The sequence below is a fragment of the Nocardiopsis dassonvillei subsp. dassonvillei DSM 43111 genome, from assembly GCF_000092985.1.
Lineage (GTDB): Bacteria > Actinomycetota > Actinomycetes > Streptosporangiales > Streptosporangiaceae > Nocardiopsis > Nocardiopsis dassonvillei.
Genome location: NC_014210.1, coordinates 4,288,525 through 4,307,380, shown reverse-complemented (window position 1 = coordinate 4,307,380; position 18,856 = coordinate 4,288,525). Strand labels below are relative to the sequence as shown.

Annotated in this window: 17 protein-coding genes; 10 read left to right on the top strand and 7 right to left on the bottom strand. The window is 72.3% G+C overall.

All coding sequences use genetic code 11. The features are described 5' to 3' along the window. The first annotated feature begins 154 nt into the window (after nucleotides 1-154). The 4 genes from infB (at nucleotide 155) to truB (ending at nucleotide 4,981) form a co-directional block, all read left to right on the top strand. Nucleotides 155-3,193 (top strand): translation initiation factor IF-2, encoded by a 3,039-nt coding sequence (gene infB, locus NDAS_RS17790; RefSeq protein WP_013154600.1) that lies wholly within the window; start codon nucleotides 155-157, stop codon nucleotides 3,191-3,193. A 103-nt stretch (nucleotides 3,194-3,296) separates the two neighbouring features. Further along, on the top strand, nucleotides 3,297-3,593 hold the full coding sequence (locus NDAS_RS17785) for a DUF503 domain-containing protein (protein ID WP_013154599.1): 297 nt from the start codon (nucleotides 3,297-3,299) through the stop codon (nucleotides 3,591-3,593). Between the two features lie 2 nt (nucleotides 3,594-3,595). Then, nucleotides 3,596-4,039 carry a 30S ribosome-binding factor RbfA gene (gene rbfA, locus NDAS_RS17780; protein ID WP_013154598.1) on the top strand — a complete coding sequence of 148 codons (444 nt, stop codon included), beginning with the start codon at nucleotides 3,596-3,598 and terminating at the stop codon, nucleotides 4,037-4,039. A gap of 54 nt (nucleotides 4,040-4,093) precedes the next feature. Then, complete coding sequence (gene truB, locus NDAS_RS17775; RefSeq protein WP_013154597.1) at nucleotides 4,094-4,981, top strand: tRNA pseudouridine(55) synthase TruB; 888 nt, start codon at nucleotides 4,094-4,096, stop codon at nucleotides 4,979-4,981. Nucleotides 4,982-5,001: 20 nt separating this feature from the next. Here the strand turns inward: truB and NDAS_RS17770 are convergent, their stop codons facing one another. Further along, nucleotides 5,002-5,850, bottom strand: coding sequence for an alpha/beta fold hydrolase (locus tag NDAS_RS17770; protein ID WP_013154596.1), 849 nt, complete (start codon nucleotides 5,848-5,850; stop codon nucleotides 5,002-5,004). Between the two features lie 172 nt (nucleotides 5,851-6,022). On the opposite strand from NDAS_RS17770, the gene NDAS_RS17765 reads away from it, so the two are divergent. The 6 genes from NDAS_RS17765 (at nucleotide 6,023) to NDAS_RS17740 (ending at nucleotide 12,309) form a co-directional block, all read left to right on the top strand. After that, a complete protein-coding gene (locus NDAS_RS17765) occupies nucleotides 6,023-6,313 on the top strand; it encodes a type II toxin-antitoxin system Phd/YefM family antitoxin (RefSeq protein ID WP_013154595.1) in 291 nt (96 codons plus the stop codon). Continuing rightward, nucleotides 6,310-6,594: a type II toxin-antitoxin system RelE family toxin gene (locus tag NDAS_RS17760; RefSeq protein ID WP_013154594.1), complete on the top strand. Its 285-nt coding sequence runs from the start codon at nucleotides 6,310-6,312 to the stop codon at nucleotides 6,592-6,594. Before NDAS_RS17765 ends, NDAS_RS17760 begins: the two co-directional genes overlap by 4 nt. 167 nt (nucleotides 6,595-6,761) lie before the next feature. Then, nucleotides 6,762-7,709 carry a bifunctional riboflavin kinase/FAD synthetase gene (locus tag NDAS_RS17755; protein ID WP_013154593.1) on the top strand — a complete coding sequence of 316 codons (948 nt, stop codon included), beginning with the start codon at nucleotides 6,762-6,764 and terminating at the stop codon, nucleotides 7,707-7,709. A 264-nt stretch (nucleotides 7,710-7,973) separates the two neighbouring features. After that, nucleotides 7,974-8,243 (top strand): 30S ribosomal protein S15, encoded by a 270-nt coding sequence (rpsO, locus tag NDAS_RS17750; protein WP_013154592.1) that lies wholly within the window; start codon nucleotides 7,974-7,976, stop codon nucleotides 8,241-8,243. Nucleotides 8,244-8,548: 305 nt separating this feature from the next. Then, nucleotides 8,549-10,861, top strand: coding sequence for a polyribonucleotide nucleotidyltransferase (locus NDAS_RS17745; RefSeq protein WP_013154591.1), 2,313 nt, complete (start codon nucleotides 8,549-8,551; stop codon nucleotides 10,859-10,861). 113 nt (nucleotides 10,862-10,974) lie between these two features. Beyond that, nucleotides 10,975-12,309, top strand: coding sequence for a M16 family metallopeptidase (locus NDAS_RS17740; protein ID WP_013154590.1), 1,335 nt, complete (start codon nucleotides 10,975-10,977; stop codon nucleotides 12,307-12,309). Nucleotides 12,310-12,375: 66 nt separating this feature from the next. Here the strand turns inward: NDAS_RS17740 and NDAS_RS17735 are convergent, their stop codons facing one another. The 6 genes from NDAS_RS17735 to NDAS_RS17710 form a co-directional block, all read right to left on the bottom strand. Further along, nucleotides 12,376-13,200 carry a sigma-70 family RNA polymerase sigma factor gene (locus tag NDAS_RS17735; RefSeq protein ID WP_013154589.1) on the bottom strand — a complete coding sequence of 275 codons (825 nt, stop codon included), beginning with the start codon at nucleotides 13,198-13,200 and terminating at the stop codon, nucleotides 12,376-12,378. Nucleotides 13,201-13,622: 422 nt separating this feature from the next. Next, nucleotides 13,623-14,183 (bottom strand): hypothetical protein, encoded by a 561-nt coding sequence (locus NDAS_RS17730; RefSeq protein WP_013154588.1) that lies wholly within the window; start codon nucleotides 14,181-14,183, stop codon nucleotides 13,623-13,625. 479 nt (nucleotides 14,184-14,662) lie between these two features. Continuing rightward, a complete protein-coding gene (locus NDAS_RS17725) occupies nucleotides 14,663-15,868 on the bottom strand; it encodes a Dyp-type peroxidase (RefSeq protein ID WP_013154587.1) in 1,206 nt (401 codons plus the stop codon). Beyond that, nucleotides 15,868-16,488 carry a copper chaperone PCu(A)C gene (locus tag NDAS_RS17720; protein ID WP_013154586.1) on the bottom strand — a complete coding sequence of 207 codons (621 nt, stop codon included), beginning with the start codon at nucleotides 16,486-16,488 and terminating at the stop codon, nucleotides 15,868-15,870. The genes NDAS_RS17725 and NDAS_RS17720 overlap by 1 nt, the downstream gene beginning before the upstream one ends. Before the next feature lie 162 nt (nucleotides 16,489-16,650). Then, nucleotides 16,651-17,124 (bottom strand): Hsp20/alpha crystallin family protein, encoded by a 474-nt coding sequence (locus tag NDAS_RS17715; protein ID WP_013154585.1) that lies wholly within the window; start codon nucleotides 17,122-17,124, stop codon nucleotides 16,651-16,653. 31 nt (nucleotides 17,125-17,155) lie between these two features. Next, complete coding sequence (locus NDAS_RS17710) at nucleotides 17,156-18,712, bottom strand: BCCT family transporter (RefSeq protein WP_041552841.1); 1,557 nt, start codon at nucleotides 18,710-18,712, stop codon at nucleotides 17,156-17,158. Nucleotides 18,713-18,856 lie beyond the last annotated feature (144 nt).

Genomic DNA, 18,856 nt, shown 5'->3' with positions numbered 1-18,856 from the left:
GTGTCGGCACGCAGAAGCTGGCCCATTGTTGTGTAGCGATGAGGAAGCAGGTCGAGATTGCGATGAGCGCCTGATGAGTACGCAGCGATGAGTAACTCGAGCTAACGACGGTCCGGCACAAGCCCATGTCCCGGACCGAAGCTGAAGGAGAGTAGTGGCGAAGGTCCGGGTATATGAACTCGCCAAGGAGTTCGGTGTAGAGAGCAAGGCCGTTCTGGCCAAGCTCAACGAGATGGGTGAATTCGTCCGTTCGGCGTCCTCGACCATAGAGGCCCCCGTCGTACGACGCCTCCAGGAAGCTTTCAACAACGGTTCCGACGGCGGTCGCAAGGGTTCGGCTCCCAGGCCCGGCCCGCGTCCCGCCGCGGACAACGGTGCCGCCCCGAAGCCGGGTCCGGCCCCCAAGCCCGGCCCCAGGCCGAGCCCCGCGCCCAAGCCGAGCCCGCAGAGCGAGGCCGCTCCGCGTGCGAACGCGCCCAAGCCCGGCCCCAAGGCTCCCCGCGGCGAGGCCGGCGCCCGCCCCGGCGGCGCCCCCAAGCCCGGTGCCCCGGCGGGCCCCGGCGGCCGTTCCGAGGGCGGTCGTCCCGAGGGTGGCCGTCCCGAGGGTGGCCGTCCCGACCGCGCCCAGCGCGGCGGCGACCGTCCCGAGCGCGGTGAGCGCCCCGAGCGCGGCGACCGTTCCGAGCGCGGCGGGCCCCGTCCCGGCCCGCGCCCGTCCGGTCCCCGTCCGGGCAACAACCCGTTCGCGTCCAACGCCTCCGGCATGGGCTCCAAGTCGGCCGCCCCGCGGCCCGGCGGCGGTGCTCCGCGTCCGGGCGGTCCCCGTCCGGGTCCGCGTCCCGGTCCGCAGGGCGGCGGCGAGCAGCGCGCCCCGCGTCCCGGCGGTGCGGCGGGCGCTCCGCGTCCGGGCGGTCCCCGTCCGGGTCCGCGTCCCGGTCCGCAGGGCGGCGGCGAGCAGCGCGCCCCGCGTCCCGGCGGTGCGGCGGGCGCTCCGCGTCCGGGCGGTGCCGCGGGTCCCCCGCGTCCCGGTCCCCGGCCCGGCGGTCCGCGTCCCAGCCCGATGAACATGCCCTCGTCCCGTCCGGCCGCACCCGCGGGTGGCGGTCGCGGCGGTGGCGGCGGCCGTCCCGGCGGCGGCGGTGGCCGTGGCCGCGGGGGAGCCCCCGCGGGTTCCGGTCCGCGTCCCGGCGGTGTCGGCGGTGGCGGCGGTCGTCCGGGTGGCTTCGGTGGCCGTCCCGGCGGCGGTGGCCGCGGTCGCGGCGGCGGTACGGCCGGTGCGTTCGGACGCCCCGGCGGCCGTCCCGGACGTGCCCGCAAGTCCAAGAAGCAGCGGCGCCAGGAGTTCCACGACTTCCAGGCCCCGTCGTTCGGCGGCGTCAAGATCCCGAGCGGCAACGACCAGACCATCCGCCTGTCCCGCGGCGCCTCGCTGTCGGACTTCGGCGACAAGATCGACGTCAACCCGGCGTCGCTCGTCCAGGTGATGATGCACCTGGGTGAGATGGTCACCGCGACCCAGTCCCTTCCGGACGAGACCCTGATGCTGCTGGGCGAGGAGCTCAAGTACAGGATCGAGGTCGTCAGCCCGGAGGACGAGGACCGCGAGCTGCTGGAGTCCTTCTCCATCGAGTTCGGCGAGGACGAGGGCACCGCGGAGGACCTGCGTCCGCGTCCGCCGGTGGTCACCGTCATGGGTCACGTCGACCACGGTAAGACCCGACTGCTGGACACCATCCGCAAGACCAACGTCGTCAGCGGCGAGGCCGGCGGTATCACCCAGCACATCGGTGCCTACCAGGTCGCCACCGAGGTGGACGGCGAAGAGCGCAAGATCACCTTCATCGACACCCCGGGTCACGAGGCGTTCACCGCCATGCGTGCCCGCGGTGCCAAGGTCACCGACATCGCGGTGCTGGTCGTGGCCGCCGACGACGGCGTCAAGCCGCAGACGGCGGAGGCCATCGACCACGCCAAGGCGGCCGAGGTGCCGATCGTGGTCGCGGTCAACAAGATCGACGTCGAGGGCGCCGACCCGCAGCGGGTCCGCGCGCAGCTCACCGAGTACGGCCTGGTGGCCGAGGAGTACGGCGGCGACGTCCAGTTCGTGGACATCTCCGCACTCAAGGGCGACAACATCGACGCCCTGCTCGAGTCGATCGTGCTGACCTCCGACGCAGCGCTCGATCTCCAGGCCAACCCGGAGATGGACGCGCAGGGTCTGGCCATCGAGGCCTACCTGGACCGCGGTCGCGGTTCCATGGCCACGGTGCTGGTCCAGCGCGGCACGCTCAACGTCGGTGACTCGATCGTCTGCGGTGACGCCTTCGGCCGCGTCCGCGCCATGCTCGACGAGCACGGCCAGAACGTGCAGAGCGCCGAGCCGTCCCGTCCGGTGCAGGTGCTGGGTCTGACCAACGTTCCCAGCGCCGGTGACAACTTCCTGGTCGTCAAGGACGACCGGGTGGCGCGGCAGATCGCCCAGCAGCGCGAGGCGCGCGAGCGCTTCGCCCAGCAGGCGCGTTCGGCCCGCCGGGTCACCCTCGACAACTGGCAGAACGCCCTGAAGGAGGGCGAGCGCTCCGAGCTGCTCCTCCTCATCAAGGGTGACATGTCCGGTTCCGTCGAGGCGCTGGAGGAGTCCCTGCTCAAGATCGACGCCGGTGGCGACGAGGTGAGCATCCGGGTCATCGGGCGCGGTGTCGGTGCGATCACGCAGAACGACATCAACCTGGCGGCCTCCGCCGAGGCGATCATCGTCGGCTTCAACGTTCGGCCCGAGGGCAAGAACAGCGAGCTGGCCGACCGCATGGGCGTGGACATCCGGTACTACTCGGTGATCTACCAGGCCATCGACGAGGTCGAGGCCGCGGTCAAGGGTCTGCTCAAGCCGATCTACGAAGAGGTCCAGCTCGGCAGCGCGGAGATCCGCGAGGTCTTCAAGGTGCCGCGGATCGGCAACATCGCCGGTTCGATCGTCCGCAGCGGCCTGATCCGCCGCAACTCCAAGGCGCGGCTCATCCGCGACGGGGTCGTCATCTCCGAGAACCTCAACGTGGAGTCCCTGCGTCGGTTCAAGGACGACGCGACCGAGGTCCGCGAGGGCTTCGAGTGCGGTATCGGCGTCGGCTACAACGACCTGCGTGTCGAGGACGTCATCGAGACGTACGAGATGCAGGAGAAGCCCCGCGACTGATCCTCGCGGAGCATGACCAGACGGGGCCCCGGCCGTGCGGCCGGGGCCCCGCGTTTCACGCCGCCGACAGCGGCGGACAACTCCACACACCACAGGTGATCACTTGTACGTTGGGGCGCTGACCCTGGACGTCCTTCTCGGTGACGTCCACTCGCTCAAACAGAAGCGTTCGCTGGTCCGACCCGTCGTCTCCGAGCTGCGCCGCAAGTTCTCGGTCTCGGTCTCCGAGGCGGGAGACCAGGACCTGTACCGCCGGGCCAAGATCGGTGTCGCGGTGGTCGCGCCGACGGCGGCGCACGCCCGGGAGCTGATGGACTCCTGCGAGAGCTTCGTCGCGGGCCGTCCCGAACTGGAGCTGCTCTCCGCCAGGCAGCGGCTCTTCAACGAAGAGGAAGACTGACGATGGTTGACGCCGCACGCGCGCGCAAGATCGCCGACCGCATCCAGCGCATCGTCGCCGAGATGCTGGACCGGCGCATCAAGGACCCGCGCCTGGGATTCGTCACCGTGACCGACGCGCGCATCACCGCCGACCTGCGGGACGCCACGGTGTACTACACGGTGTTCGGCACCCCGGACGAGAAGGCCGCCTCCGCCGCCGCCCTGGAGAGCGCCAAGGGCGTGATCCGCAGCGAGGTGGGACGCCAGACCGGCATCCGGCACACGCCGAGCCTGGCCTTCGTCGTCGACGAGGTGCAGGAGAACGCCCAGCACATCGAGGAACTCCTGCTCAAGGCGCGCCAGTCGGACGCGGAGCTGGCCGAGAGGGCCAGCGGTGCCAAGCCCGCGGGCGAGGCCGACCCCTACCGGGCGCCCCGCGAGGACGAGCGCGACGAGGACGAGTAACACCCCCGGCGGCGGCGCGGACCGCGCCGCCGCCCTTCACCCCGAGGGAGCACCATGGCCGAGAGCGGCGTCGTGGTCGTCGACAAGCCCGCCGACTGGACCTCGCACGACGTGGTCGCCAGGACGCGCGGGCTCGCGCGCACCCGCAGGGTCGGCCACGCGGGGACCCTGGACCCGATGGCCACCGGGGTCCTGGTGCTGGGCATCGAGAAGGGCACCAAGCTCCTGGGCCACCTGACCCTGACGGAGAAGGTCTACGAGGCGACGATCCGCCTCGGTCTGACGACCAACACCGACGACGCCGAGGGCGAGCCCCTCGTGCGCGCGGACGCCTCCGGGGTCGGAGAGGAGGCCGTGCGCGCCGCCGTCGGCAGGCTCACCGGGCAGATCCAGCAGATTCCGCCCCAAGTCAGCGCGATCAAGGTGGACGGCAAGCGCGCCTACAAGTCGGCGCGCGAGGGCAAGGAGGTGGCCCTCAAGGCCCGCACGGTCACCGTCGCGGAGTTCACGGTCACCGACGTGCGCCGGGTCCTTGACGCCGACGGGGAGTTCGTGGACGTGGACGCCTCCGTCACCTGCTCCAGCGGCACCTACATCCGTGCGCTGGCCCGTGACATGGGCGCCGACCTGGGCGTGGGCGGGCACCTGACGGCGCTGCGGCGTACCAGGGTGGGCCCCTACGACCTGTCCCGGGCGCGCACGCTGGACGAGCTGGCCGAGGAGTTCACGCAGGTCCCGCTGGCCGAGGCCGTGGCCGCGGCCTTCCCGGCGCGCGCCCTGAGCGGGGACGAGGAGCAGCGGATCCGGCACGGCAACCGGATCGAGCCGGACGAGTCCGGAAGCGGCCCGGTCGGCCTCTTCGCCCAGGACGGCCGCGTCATCGCCCTGGGGGAGAACCGCCGCGACCACATGAAGCCCGTGGTGGTCTTCGAACCCGCCTGACCCCGCGCGGACCCGCCCGGTCAGGCGGTCCCCAGGAACCGGGCGAGGGCCGCGGTCAGCTCGCCGGGGCGCTCCACGGACGGCAGGTGGCCGGTGTCGGGCATCTCCAGCAGCCGCGCCCCGGGCACGCCCCCGGCGTACAGGTCCGCGACCTCCCGTACCTGGGCGATCTCCGACATCCCCTTCACCACCAGCGTCGGCACGGCGATCTCGCCCAGGCGGTCGCTGGCTGGCCGCTCCGGCCAGCGGGTGGTGGCGACCGGCCCGGACCACTCGCGGGCGAACATCTCGCGCAGCATGAGCAGCACCAGGTCCCAGGCCTCCGGCGGCAGGTCCTCGGGCACCCGCCCGGGGCCCAGCACCATGAACCGGGCCTGGGCCTCGGCCATCGCCGCCACGTCCCCGGGATCGGGGTCGGCGCGTCCCGCCCGGTACACCTCCAGGCGTTCGTGGGGGACGGCGCCCAGCACCATCTTGCGCGCCTCGCGCACGAAGACCTCCGGCCACTCGTGCCCTGACATTCCCGGACAGACCAGGGCCAGTGCCCCCACCCGTTCCGGGGCGGCCAGCGCCGCGTCCACGCAGTAGGCGCCCCCGAAGGAGGCGCCGACCAGGGTCGCCCGGTCGATCTCCAGGGCGTCCATGAGGGCCAGCAGGTCCTCGTGGTGGTCGACGGGGCCCTCGTGGTCGGCGGAGCCGCCGTGGCCGCGCCAGTCGTAGCGGACCACCCGGTGGGTCTTCGCGAACTCGGTGAACTGGTGGTCCCACATGCGCCGGTCGGCCACACCGGCGTGCACGAAAACGATCGCGGGACCGGAACCGGCCTCGTCGTACGCCAGTCGGGTCGCACCCGTGTCGATCATCGCCATCGGTGCACGGTAACCGCCCCGCGCACGTGTGCCAACCCGGCTCCGCCGCGGGCGGAGCCCGGCGTCCTCCAGTTCCTCCCGGGCGACGGGACTTCCCGTAACCGCCATACGAAGAGAGCGGACTGGCGTGAATGATGTACAACCCGCGACACGATTGGCTGGAATTCACGCCATGACGACGCTTCCGCTGGCCGAGGCCAGAAACAACCTGTCCAAGATCGTCGATGAGGTGGAGAGAACGCACGACGCCGTCACCATCACCCGCAACGGCAGGCCCAGTGCCGTGGTGATCTCCGTGGACGACTACGAGTCGATGATGGAGACCTTCGCCCTTCTGGACAGTCCGGAGGAGCAGGCGAGTCTGGCCCGGGCGAAGGAGGAGTACGAACGCGGGGACGTGGTCACCGGTGACGAGATGGCCGAGCTCATGCGAGAACGTGCGCGCAGGGAGACGGAAACGTGAGCGACCGGTACGAAATCGTCCTGGCCCGTACCGCGCGCCGTGCCCTGTCCGAGACGTTGCCTGACAAGGTGGCCACGGCGGCATGGGAGCTGATTCGGGGAGACCTCAGGGAGAACCCCCGCAAAGTGGGGAAACGACTCAATCCCCCCTACGGTCAGGAACGGGTCGCCCGCCGTGCCACTTACAGGATTCGATTCGGCATAGACGACGACAAGGGCGTCATCGTCGTCTGCGACATTCGGGGGCGGGCCGACGCCTACCACTACTCGGTCGGGCGCTGACCTTCGGTATCCGCTGGAGCGGTGGTCCGGCGTGTGCTGGGCCACACACCCCTTGTGTCGGTGGGGGACCCGCGGACGTGGCACCCTTGGTTCGTGCGGGTTCCGGGCGCGCTGGGCGCCACGGGCTCCGCGCGGACCACGAGCAGCGACGAGCAGGGGAGCCGGACGTGCGGCGATGGGACGGGCTGGAGGGCGTTCCCTCCGGGTGGGGGCGCTCCGTGGTGGCGGTCGGCGTGTTCGACGGAGTGCACCGTGGCCACCAGGCCATCCTGGAGACCGCGGTCGGGCACGGGCGCGAACTCGGCCTCCCGGTCACCGTGGTGACCTTCGACCCCCACCCGCAGACGGTGCTGCGCGGCACCACCCCGCCGGTGCTCACCCCCCTGGAGCGGCGGGTGGAGCTGCTGACCGAGTACGGCGCCGACGCCGTGTGCGTCCTGCCCTTCACCAAGGACCTGTCCTCCCTGACCCCGGAGGAGTTCGTCCAGCGCGTCCTGGTCGACCGCCTGCACGCCGCGGCCGTGGTCGTGGGCGAGGACTTCCGCTTCGGCCACCGCGCCTCGGGCGACGTCGCCGCGCTGGCCGCGCTGGGCGCCGAGTACGGCTTCACCGCCGACGGGGTCGCCCTGGTCGCGGACGGCGACACCATCACCTCCACGCGCGTGCGGGGGCTGCTCGCCGAGGGCGACGTGGCCGGGGCCGCCGAGCTGCTGGGCCGCCCGCACCGGGTCGGGGGCGAGGTCGTGCACGGCGCCGCGCGCGGCCGCGAGCTGCTGGGCTTCCCCACCGCCAACATGGACCTGCTCCCCGACACCGCCGTCCCCGGCGACGGCGTCTACGCGGGCTGGCTCCACCGCTCCGAGCCCGCCCCGGGGCAGGAGTCGCGCTGGCCCGCCGCCATCTCCGTGGGCAGCAACCCCACGTTCGACGGCGCCGAGCGCACCGTGGAGGCCTACGCCCTGGACCGCGACGACCTGGACCTGTACGGGCTGCGCATGACGGTGGACTTCACGGTGCACATCCGCGGTCAGGAGCGCTTCGACAGCATCGACGAGCTGATCGTCGCCATGCGCCGGGACGTCGACCGCTGCCGCGAGGTCCTGCGCGCCGGGTAGGGCGCGGAGCGGGGGAGACCCCACCCGTGCCCGGCCACGGTCCGCCACCTCGTGCTCTGCGGTAGGGTGGTCGTTGTCCACGTGTGCCCACGGCCGGTCGCCTCCGCGCGTACCGTCGCCGGGGGAGCGCGGCGCACCCACGCCGTCGGCGGCGGGCCGCGCACCACACGCGACGGTGACTGTTCGTACGCGCGGTCACCGCGTCTGTTCCCGGTCGCGCACCGGGTTCCACACCGCGTACCGACTTTCCAGTGAAGGAGCGACGTGTCGATCGACACCGCCACCAAAGAGAAGATCATCGCCGAGTACGCCACCGGCGAGGGTGACACCGGTTCCCCCGAGGTCCAGGTCGCGCTGCTCACGCACCGCATCACCGAGCTGACCGAGCACCTCAAGGGCCACAAGCACGACCACCACAGCCGCCGCGGCCTGCTGCTGATGGTCGGTCGCCGCCGCCGTCTGCTCAAGTACATCGCCAAGCAGGACATCACCCGTTACCGCTCGCTCATCGAGCGTCTGGGTCTGCGCCGCTAGGTTGTCGGCGGGAGTGGCTTCGGCCGCTCCCGCTTTGTTAGTAAGGTGTGACACGACGGTGGTCATGCGCCGCCGTCCACCCCGGTTCCACAGTGAGAACCACCCGCTCCCCACCCCGGCGCAGAGTCGGGGCCGGTCCTCGGTAGTGGTCCCCGGACATTCCCCTCAGGGCATGCCGTGGGCTTCGATCGATGACCGGCCGTCATCAACTCCGGGGCACGGACGCGGGAAGACGAACAACGAGCGCCGGCACGCCTCGCGTGCCGGGCGCCACGAACGCGAACACGTGTAGTAGGAGGTCGCCCATGGAGGGCGTGTACTCGGCCGAAGCCGTCATCGACAACGGCTCCTTCGGCACCCGCACCATCCGCTTCGAGACCGGTCGCCTGGCCCGCCAGGCCGCCGGATCGGCCACGGTGTACCTGGACGACGAGACGGTCGTCCTGTCCGCCACCACCGCCTCGAAGCGCCCCAAGGAGAACCTCGACTTCTTCCCCCTGACGGTGGACGTCGAGGAGCGCATGTACGCCGCGGGCCGCATCCCCGGCTCCTTCTTCCGGCGTGAGGGCCGTCCCTCCGAGGACGCCATCCTCACCTGCCGCCTGATCGACCGGCCGCTGCGCCCGTCGTTCAGGAAGGGCCTGCGCAACGAGATCCAGATCGTCGAGACGGTCCTGGCCCTGCACCCCGAGCACCTGTACGACGTCGTCGCCATCAACGCGGCCTCGATGTCCACCCAGATCGCCGGGCTGCCCTTCTCCGGCCCGATCGGCGGCGTGCGCGTCGCCCTCATCGACGGCCAGTGGGTGGGCTTCCCGACCCACGCCGAGCTGGAGAACGCCACCTTCGACATGGTGGTCGCCGGTCGCGTCCTGGCCGACGGCGACGTCGCCATCATGATGGTGGAGGCCGAGTCCACGGTCCGCACCCTCAAGCTGGTCGCCGAGGGGGCCGTCGGCCCCAACGAGCAGACCGTCGCCGAGGGCCTGGAGGCCGCCAAGCCCTTCATCAAGGTCCTGTGCAAGGCCCAGCAGGCCGTCGCCGACCAGACCAGCCGCGAGCAGGGCGAGTTCCCGATCTTCCTCGACTACGAGGACGACGTGTACGTCGCCGTCGAGGGCGCCGTCCGCGAGGAGCTGTCCAAGGCGCTGACCATCGCGGACAAGCAGGACCGCGAGGCCGAGCTGGACCGCGTCAAGGCCTCGGCCGCCGAGAAGCTCGCCGAGGACTTCGAGGGCCGCGAGAAGGAGATCGGCGCCGCCTTCCGCTCCCTGAGCAAGCAGCTCATGCGCGAGCGCGTGCTGCGCGACGGGATCCGCATCGACGGCCGCGGCCCCAAGGACATCCGCCAGCTGAGCGCCGAGGTCGGCGTCCTGCCGCGGGTGCACGGCTCGGCCCTCTTCGAGCGCGGCGAGACCCAGATCATGGGTGTCACCACGCTCAACATGCTGCGCATGGAGCAGACGGTTGACACGCTCAACCCGGACAAGACCAAGCGCTACATGCACAACTACAACTTCCCGCCCTACTCCACCGGTGAGACCGGTCGGGTGGGCTCGCCCAAGCGGCGCGAGATCGGGCACGGCGCCCTCGCTGAGCGCGCCCTGCTCCCGGTCCTGCCCGCCCGCGAGGAGTTCCCCTACGCCATCCGTCAGGTGTCGGAGGCCCTGGGCTCCAACGGCTCCACCTCGATGGGTTCGGTCTGCGCCTCCACCATGTCCCTGATGGCGGCCGGCGTGCCCCTCAAGGAGATGGTGTCGGGCATCGCCATGGGCCTGATCAGCGAGGGCGACGAGTTCGTCACCCTCACCGACATCCTGGGCGCCGAGGACGCGTTCGGCGACATGGACTTCAAGGTCGCCGGTACCCGCGAGCTCATCACGGCCCTGCAGCTGGACACCAAGCTCGACGGCATCCCCGCCGAGCAGCTGGCGCTCGCGCTCCAGCAGGCCCGCGGCGCCCGCCTGGCCATCCTCGACGTCATGCAGGAGGCCATCGAGCGCCCGGCCGAGATGAGCCCGAACGCTCCGCGCATCCTCACCGTCAAGGTCCCGGTGGAGAAGATCGGCGAGGTCATCGGCCCCAAGGGCAAGATGATCAACTCGATCCAGGACGACACCGGCGCCGAGATCACCATCGAGGACGACGGCACGATCTACATCGGCGCCACCGACGGCCCCTCGGCCGAGGCCGCGCGGGACACGATCAACCAGATCGCCAACCCGACGATGCCCGAGGTCGGCGACCGCTACCTGGGCACCGTCGTCAAGACGACCACGTTCGGCGCGTTCGTGTCGCTGCTGCCCGGCAAGGACGGCCTGCTGCACATCTCGCAGATCCGCAAGCTGCACGGCGGCAAGCGGATCGAGAACCTCGACGACGTGATCAGCATCGGCGAGAAGATCCAGGTCGAGATCCGCGAGATCGACGACCGCGGCAAGCTGTCGCTGGTCCCGGTCGAGGTCGTGGAGGCCGAGTCGGCCCAGGCCGCTCCCGCGGCTCCCGCCGCTGAGGACGAGGGCTCCCCGGCCGAGGAGGACGGCGGCGACAAGAACGGCGGGGACGCCCCGCGCCGTCGCCGCCGCCGCAGCTCGGGCGGGCGTTCGGAGAACACCTGATCCTGACCGACGCCGGGGCGGTCGCACCTTGGGTGCGGCCGCCCCGGCGCGTATCCTCGGCCGGAACCGCCGGGTGGACCGGCCACCGACGTCCCGACGAAGAAGAAGGATCCATGAGCTCTGTCCCCATCGCCGCCGAGCAGGACCCGGACACGACCGTGACGCTGCTGGAGCCGGACGGCGGTACCGGACTGGTGCGCCGCACGGTGCTCCCCGGCGGCCTGCGCGTGGTCACCGAGGCCGTGCCGGGCGTGCGCTCCGCCGCGTTCGGGATCTCGGCGACCACGGGTTCCCGCGACGAGGACTCCGCGCACGCGGGCTCGGCGCACTTCCTGGAGCACCTGCTGTTCAAGGGGACCAAGGAGCGCTCGGCGCTGGAGATCTCCGCGCTGCTGGACGGTGTGGGCGCCGACCACAACGCCTACACCACCAAGGAGCACACCTGCTACTACGCGAAGGTGCTCGACCGCGACCTGCCGCTGGCCGTCGACGTCATCGGTGACATGGTGGCCAATTCGGTGCTCGACGAGGGCGAGGTGGAGACCGAGCGGGGCGTGATCCTGGAGGAGATCGCCATGTACGAGGACGAGCCCGCCGACCTGGTGGACGACGTCTTCGCGGCGCACTTCTTCGGCGACTCGCCGCTGGGCCGACCGATCCTGGGCACCACCGACACCATCGAGGCGCTCTCCCGCGACCGCATCGCCGAGCAGTACCGCGACGCCTACGTGCCCGGCGAGCTGATCGTGACCGCGGCGGGCAGCCTGGACCACGACCGGGTGGTGGAGCAGGTCCGCGCGCTGTTCGCCGAGCACTCGGCCGCCGCCGGGGACGCCCGCCCCGCGCGTCCCCGCATCGGCGGCTCGCCGGTCGCCACCTACGGCGGCACGGTGGTGCAGTCGCGCGAGACCGAGCAGGCGCACATCATCCTGGGGTCGGAGGGGCTCTGCCGCACCGACCCGCGGTGGCACGCGCTGCGGCTGCTCAGCGCAGCCCTGGGCGGCGGGATGTCCTCGCGCCTGTTCCAGGAGGTGCGCGAGAAGCGCGGCCTGGCCTACGCGGTGCACGCCTACAACGCCGACTACGCCGACACCGGCAGCTTCCAGATCTACGCGGGCTGCCTGCCGGACAAGGCCGACGAGGTCATCGGGGTGTGCCGCGAGGAACTGGCGAAGGTGGCCGCCTCGGGCATCACCGAGGAGGAGCTGGCCCGGGCCAAGGGCCAGATCCAGGGGTCGCTGGTGCTGGGCAGCGAGGGCACCAACGCGAGGATGGGGCGGCTGCTCTCGCACGAGCTGAACAGGCCCGGGCACTACTCGATCGACGAGAGCCTGGCGCTGTTCGACGCGGTGACCGGCGCGGAGGTGGCCGAGGTGGCCGCCGACCTGCTGTCGCGGCCGCGCGCGCTGGCCGTGATCGGCCCCTACGCGGCCGACCGGGTCTTCTGATGTGACGTAGGCGGCCCCGGGCCGCTCCGCGCGGGCGGAGCGACCCGGGGCCGTCGCGTTCGGTCCTCAGGCGGTGAGCCCGCGCACCAGGTCGCCGCGGGCCCGGGCCACCCGCGAGCGGATCGTGCCCACGGGCACGTCCGCCAGCCGGGCGGCCTCGGCGTAGGACAGGCCCTCCACCTGGGTGAGGACGAACGCCTGCCGCCGTTCGGCCGCGAGGCCGTCCAGCAGGCACAGCAGGGCCACGTGCTCGTCGAACCGGACGGCCCGGGCGGGCAGCAGGTCCCAGTCGGCGTGGTGCACGCAGTCGGGGCGGGCCGCGTCGTGGCGGTAGCGGTCGGCGACGGTGTTGCGGGCGATGGCCAGCAGCCAGGTCCGCGCCGGGGCGCGTCCGGCGAACCGCGGCAGGCCGCGCAGGGCCCGCAGGTAGGTCTCCTGGCTCAGCTCCTCGACGCGGTCGGGGTGGACCCTGCGGGCGATGTAGCGGGCGACGTCGGGACGGGTGCGCCGGACGAACGCGTCGAGCGCGGCGGCCGAGCCCTCACGGGCGGCGAGCGCCAGCCGGTCGAGCTCGCCGTCCCGCTCATGCGCGCGCTCCTCCGCGTGCGGGGGCTCCTCCGACCGGACCGGTCCCTCCGCGAGGACGGGTCCTTCCGGACGGACCGGTTCCTCTGGAAGGCCGGGTTCCTCCGGACGGGCGTGCCCCCGCGGGAGAGCGGTGCCCTTCGCGGAGGCGGGCCCGTCCTCGCGAGCGGGCTCGTCCGCTTCGACCGCCGCGGGGGGCGGCGGGTCGGTGCGGTGGTCGCGCCGCGGACGGCACGACAGGCGGTCGGGGTGGGAACGGCGCGCCCGTGCCGGGCGCTGCTCCTGGAAGACGGTGTCGGTGGGCATCGGTGCTCCGGGTTCCGGCGTGCACCAGCGGCCCGGCGGCCGGTGGCCTCGGGCGGTGGTGCGCGCGGTGACGGGAGCGTGCGCGGCCGGTCCCCGACGGGGGGACCGGTCCTGGGCACGCGGGGACCGGACGCGTCTCCCCGGACGTGCGCGCGTGGGCGCGGCGGTGCGGAGGACGCGGCGTGAGGGCGCTGACCCGGGTGCCCGCGCCCGCCCGGGCGGAGCCGGGACCGCGCGGCCGTTCCCTCCGTGGGCACGGCGCGGCGCGAGGACGGCTCGGAGCCGGTCCCCGCGGAGCCCGCCGTCGGGGTGGAAGGCGCGCTGGCGGTGCGGGTGCGGGCAGGGGCCGGGTCAGCGGCCCGGGCGTGTTCGCGGGCGCCGACCGCCGCGCGGCGGTCGGCGGTGCGGTCGAACACGGCCTACTACGCCGCGGGCGGTCCCCGCAGAACCAGGCTGTGTCGGAGGTAGGGCGCGGCCGGGGCGGGCGTCCGGCGCTCGGGGAGCGGGGCCGAGGGCACCCGTTCGGGCACCAGCCGCGGGACCGCGAGCACCAGGACGGGCAGCAGCGCGGCGGCGGCCAGGCGCAGGTAGGCGAAGAGCGCCGCCTCGCCCTGGCGCAGCCACCAGGCGCACACGGCGCCCGCCACGAGGTGGGCGACGAGCATCCGGGCGCCGCCCGAGGCGGCCTCGACGGCGGCGGGGTCGGCCGCGTGGGCGCCGTGGGCTCCCGCCGCCTGTGCCGTGGAGAAGACCAGGTGCAGGGCCAGCTGGCCCCACGCCATCCATCCGGCGATCGCGCCGAGTCCGCGCTCGCGGCCGGTCGCGGCCCAGGCGGAGGCGTAGACCAGGGCGGCGCCGACGAGCAGTCCGCCCAGTGGGACGGCGTGCTCGGAGGACAGCGCGTGGCCGCCCACGGACACGGCGGAGCACACCGAGGCGAACACCCCGGCGCGGGCCGCGCGCAGGGGTGGCCGCTCCGTCATCTGGATCCTTCCGAAAAACTCTGGACTTCAGACCAGGGAGGAATCGGACTCCCGCGGAGCAAGACGGGAAACGGTGGTTCGTCCCTGGGTGGATCACCGCCCACCAGAATCACCGAATCCGCGGAGCAACGCCGGAACCGGTGCTAGCCTAACTCGCGTCGGCTCAGACGAGAACCGAGTCGGCCTACCGCCGGGCTGGCGGGAAGTGATGTCTGTGGAGCTGATGTAAGACCGATGGGCGGCACCCCGTCCCCCGCCGTTAGTTCGGGTCGGCAACCGGCTACGAAGCAGAAAGCTCAACCCGTGAGGGAAGAATCTCCCCGCTTCAGCTGGGAGAGAAGTCAACGTCGCACCCGTTCCGGGCCTCCGCCCGGGGGGCGGGCCGAACGGTCGGCCGCGCGGCGGGGACCGCGTACCGCGCTCGCGGAAGCGACCCCATACGGCCCCGGAGGCCGGAACCGGTCGCCGGGGCCGGGGCCTCACCCCTCCAGCAGGGCCTGCCCCACGTACCCTCCCTCCTCGCAGCCCGGCGGGACGGCGAACACCGCCGAGCCCACGGCGGTCACCCACTCGTTGAGCAGGTCCAGCTCGTCCAGGCGCCGCTGGATGGGCACGAACTGGCGCAGCGGGTCGGCCTGGAAGGAGGCGAACAGCAGCCCCGCCTCCTCGCCGCCCGAGCCGCGCTCGTCGTAGTTGTAGGCGCGCCGGAAGATCCGCTGGTCCGGGTCGTCGGTGCGGGCCCGCCTGATGTGCGCGAAGTCCGCGATGACGGTCAGCCCGGAGGCGTCCGTGGCCTCCAGGTCCGCCTCGTCGTGTTCCTCGGTACCGGTCAGCGGCGCGCCGTTGTCCAGGCGGCGGCCGATGACCGCCTCGCGGGCGGGCCGGTCCAGCTCGTCCCAGGTGTCCAGGTGGGTGGCGATACGGCGCAGCACCAGGCTCGTGCCTCCCCTGAGCCACCGCGGTGGGTTCCCGCCCCAGACCAGCCGGTCGAAGTCCCCGGTTCCCGGCGCCGGGTTGACGGTCCCGTCCACCTGCCCCATCAGGTTGCGCATGCTGGTGCCCTCGGGCTGGGAGCCGTGGGCCCGGCGGAACCCGCTCTGCGTCCACCGCACCCGCGCGAAGGCCCGCGCGTCCTTGAGCATCATCCGCACCGCGTGGGAGACGGTGACGGGGTCGTCCGCGCACACCTGGAGCAGCAGGTCCGCCCCGCCCCAGGCCGGGTCGAGCCGGTCGTGCCCGAACTCGGGCAGTGGCCCGAGCCACTCCGGTACCGCGTCGGGGTCCACCCGCTCCACCAGACCCCGCCCGAAGCCGAACGTGGTGGTGAGCCGGGCCGGGACCAGGGCGAGTTCGGGCTCGGTGTCGGCCAGGGCGGGCTCGCCCCGGGACAGGCGGGCCGCGTCGTCGCTGAGCAGCCGCAGGAGCCGGCCGACCCCGTCCGCGTCCGTCCCCGGTTCCAGGTCCAGCGCGAGGAAGGTGCCGTGCGTCTGCGGCGGGGTCTCCACGCCCGCCTGCCGCACGCCGTGGAACGGTACGGTCAGCGTGCCGTTGAGCGGGGGCGCCTGGGGGGCCGCCGCAGGTTCCGCGGCCCACCGGTGGGCGAGCGCGCCCCCGGCCGCGCCGACACCGGCCGCCGCGCCGCCCAGGAGCAGCCCTCTGCGGCTGAGCCGGGACTCACCGCCCATCAGTGGTCCCCGTGCCCTTCGTCCCCGTGCGCCCCGCCGTCCTCTCCCTCGGAGCCGTGCTCCCCGTCGCCGTGCCCCTCGCCGTGCCCGCCCTCGTACTCCTCGTTGGCCCCGGCGTAGTCCTTGACCGCGGCGGTGAACTCGGTGGTGGAGCCGTCGGAGAACTCCACGGTGACGGTCGCCTCGGCTCCCGGCTGGAGGTCCTCGGTCAGTTCCATGAGCATGATGTGGTCGCCGCCGGGCTCCAGGGTGGTGCTGCCTCCGGCGGGGATGGGGAACCCGCCCTCCTTCTCGCGCATGGTGGCGTCGGTCCCCTCGGAGACGACCTCGTGCAGCTCGACCATCCCGGCCGCGTCGTAGTCGGCCGAGACGACGGTGATCTCCTCGCCGGAGCCGTTGGCCAGCACACCGAAGACGCCGGTCATCCCCTCCTCGGCGGTGACGGCCTTGATCCAGGGGTCGGTCACGGAGAAGGCGTCGGCGGCGGTCACCGCGCTGTCGGCGGCCTCCTCCGCCGGGGCGGCGCCCTGCTCCTGCGCCCCTCCGCAGGCGGTGAGGGTGAGGCCGAGGCAGAGCAGTGAGGCGGCCCATGCGGTACGGCTGGTGCGGATGCGGTCCATGTTCCCTCCGGGGGTACGAGCCGCGTTCTCGCGGCCGTTCCCCCTACGGGTCGGATCGCGGGGCCGTCCGGTTCCCGGCGTCCGGGTGCCCCGTGCCGCATCAGGTCCTCGCACGCAGACGGGGCGGGCCCGGCCGTGCCGGACCCGCCCCGTCTGCGGTGTCTAGGACTTCTTCGGTGTCCGCTTGCGGATGGCGATGCGCCGGGGGCCGCGGGCGTTGGCGGCGCCGTGCACCACCACCTCCAGCAGCCCCTCGCCGTAACTGGCCTCGATGTCCTCCTCGTCCACGGCCTCCGGGAGGCTGATCTCCCGGCGGAACGTGCCCATGAACCGCTCGGAGGAGTAGTAGACGACGTCGTCCCCGTCCCGGCGGCGCTCGCCGCTGATGGTGAGGATGCCGTTGTTCAGGCTCACGGCCACGTCCTGCTCCTGGACCCCGGGGACCTCGCACCGGACGACCAGGTCGTTGCCCCGGGCGAGGATGTCGGTGGGCGGGCTCCACGCGTCGGCGTGCCCGCGCTCGCGTTCACCGGCGTTGCCGGTCTCCATCGAGGACATGCTGTCGGAGATGCGGTTCATCTCGGTGATCATGTCCACCACACCGTGGAAGGGGTTGTGGAACCTCCTCGACGCCACGGCGGCCTCCTTTCCTCGTGCTGACGGGAAACTAGTCGCTCGCCTGCTTCTCCGGGGACCGGCCGGACCGGGGGCGGTCCTCGGCGCGCTGCTCCCGGGGGCCTCCGGGCCTGGGCTCCTCCGACAGCCCCTTGATCAGGCCCCACACCATGAGCAGCAGGATGATCGCGAAGGGCAGTCCGGTGACCACCGACGCGGCCTGGAGCGCCGACAGGGCGTTCTCCCCGCCCAGCACCAGCAGGATCAGGGTGACCGCGCCCTCGCTGATCGCCCAGAAGGCGCGCTGGGCCTTGACCGGCTTGAGGCTCCCGCCGCTGGCGAGCGTGTCCACCACCAGCGAGCCGGAGTCGGAGGAGGTGATGAAGAAGACCGCCACCACGATGATCAGCAGGACGGAGATGATGCCGCCGATGAGCGGCCCTCCGGGCAGCAGCTCCACGAGGCGGAAGGACCGGTCCTCCTCGCTCAGCGCGCTCAGTCCGGCGTTCCCGAACAGTTCGTAGTACAGGCCGGAGCCGCCGAACACCCCGAACCACAGGATGGACACGGCGACGGGGGCGAACAGCGCCCCGATGACGAACTCGCGGATGGTGCGGCCGTAGGAGATACGGGCCAGGAAGATGCCCACGAACGGGGCCCAGGAGATCCACCAGCCCCAGTAGAAGATGGGCCACGCGGTGGTCCAGGCCGCCGCCGTCTCGTCGATGAGCGGGCTCGGGAAGGCCAGGCTCCACTCGACGATGTTGCTCAGGTACTCGCCCGTGCCGGTGGTCATGATGCTGGCGATCCACAGCTTGGGGCCCAGGGCGAAGACGACCACCAGCAGCAGGAAGGCCAGCCACAGGTTGATCATCGACAGGCGGCGGATGCCCTTGTCGATGCCGGAGAGCACGCTGGCCAGCGCGACCGCGGTGATGAGGATGATGATGACCGACTGCACGGTGGCGTTGGAGGGGATGCCGAAGACGTGGTTGAGCCCGCCGTTGATCTGGAGGGTGCCCAGGCCCAGCGAGGTGGCCAGGCCGAAGATCGTGCCGAAGATGGCGAGGATGTCCACGACGTTCCCGGGCCAGCCGAAAGCCCGGTCGCCCAGGAGGGGGTAGAGCGCGGAGGCCGGGCGCAGGGGCAGGCCCTTGCGGAAGGCGAAGTAGCCCAGCGACAGGCCGAGCGCGATGTAGATGGCCCAGGGGTGGAAGCTCCAGTGGAAGTAGCTCAGGGCCAGCGCCTCGCTCGCCGCCTCGGGCGGGGGCGGTTCACCCTCGGGGGTGACGAACTCGGCCGAGCGCGGCGAGGTGAGGTGGTGGATGGGTTCCGACACCCCCCAGAACACCAGGCCGATGCCCATGCCGGTGGTGAACAGCATGGCGAACCAGGCCAGCGTCCCGAACTCGGGCCTGGAGTCGGCCGGGCCCAGCCGGATCTTCCCGAACCGGCTCAGCATGAGGAAGACCGCCATCACCAGGAAGAAGGTGGTGGACAGGACGTAGACCCAGCCCAGCTTCTCACCTATCCAGTCGCGCGTGGCGGTGGCCGCGTCGAGCATCGGCTCGGTGGCCACGATGCCGACGATGACGAAGGCGAGGATCACGACCCCGGAAACCCCGAAGACCGTGGGGTTGGTGTGTTCTCGGATGTACTCGCGTAGGGATGAGATGCTGGCTCCTTCCCAGCCCCGGAGGGTCGCTTTCCCTGGTCGGGGGATGACGGACCGGTGCGGGCACCGGCCCACGGA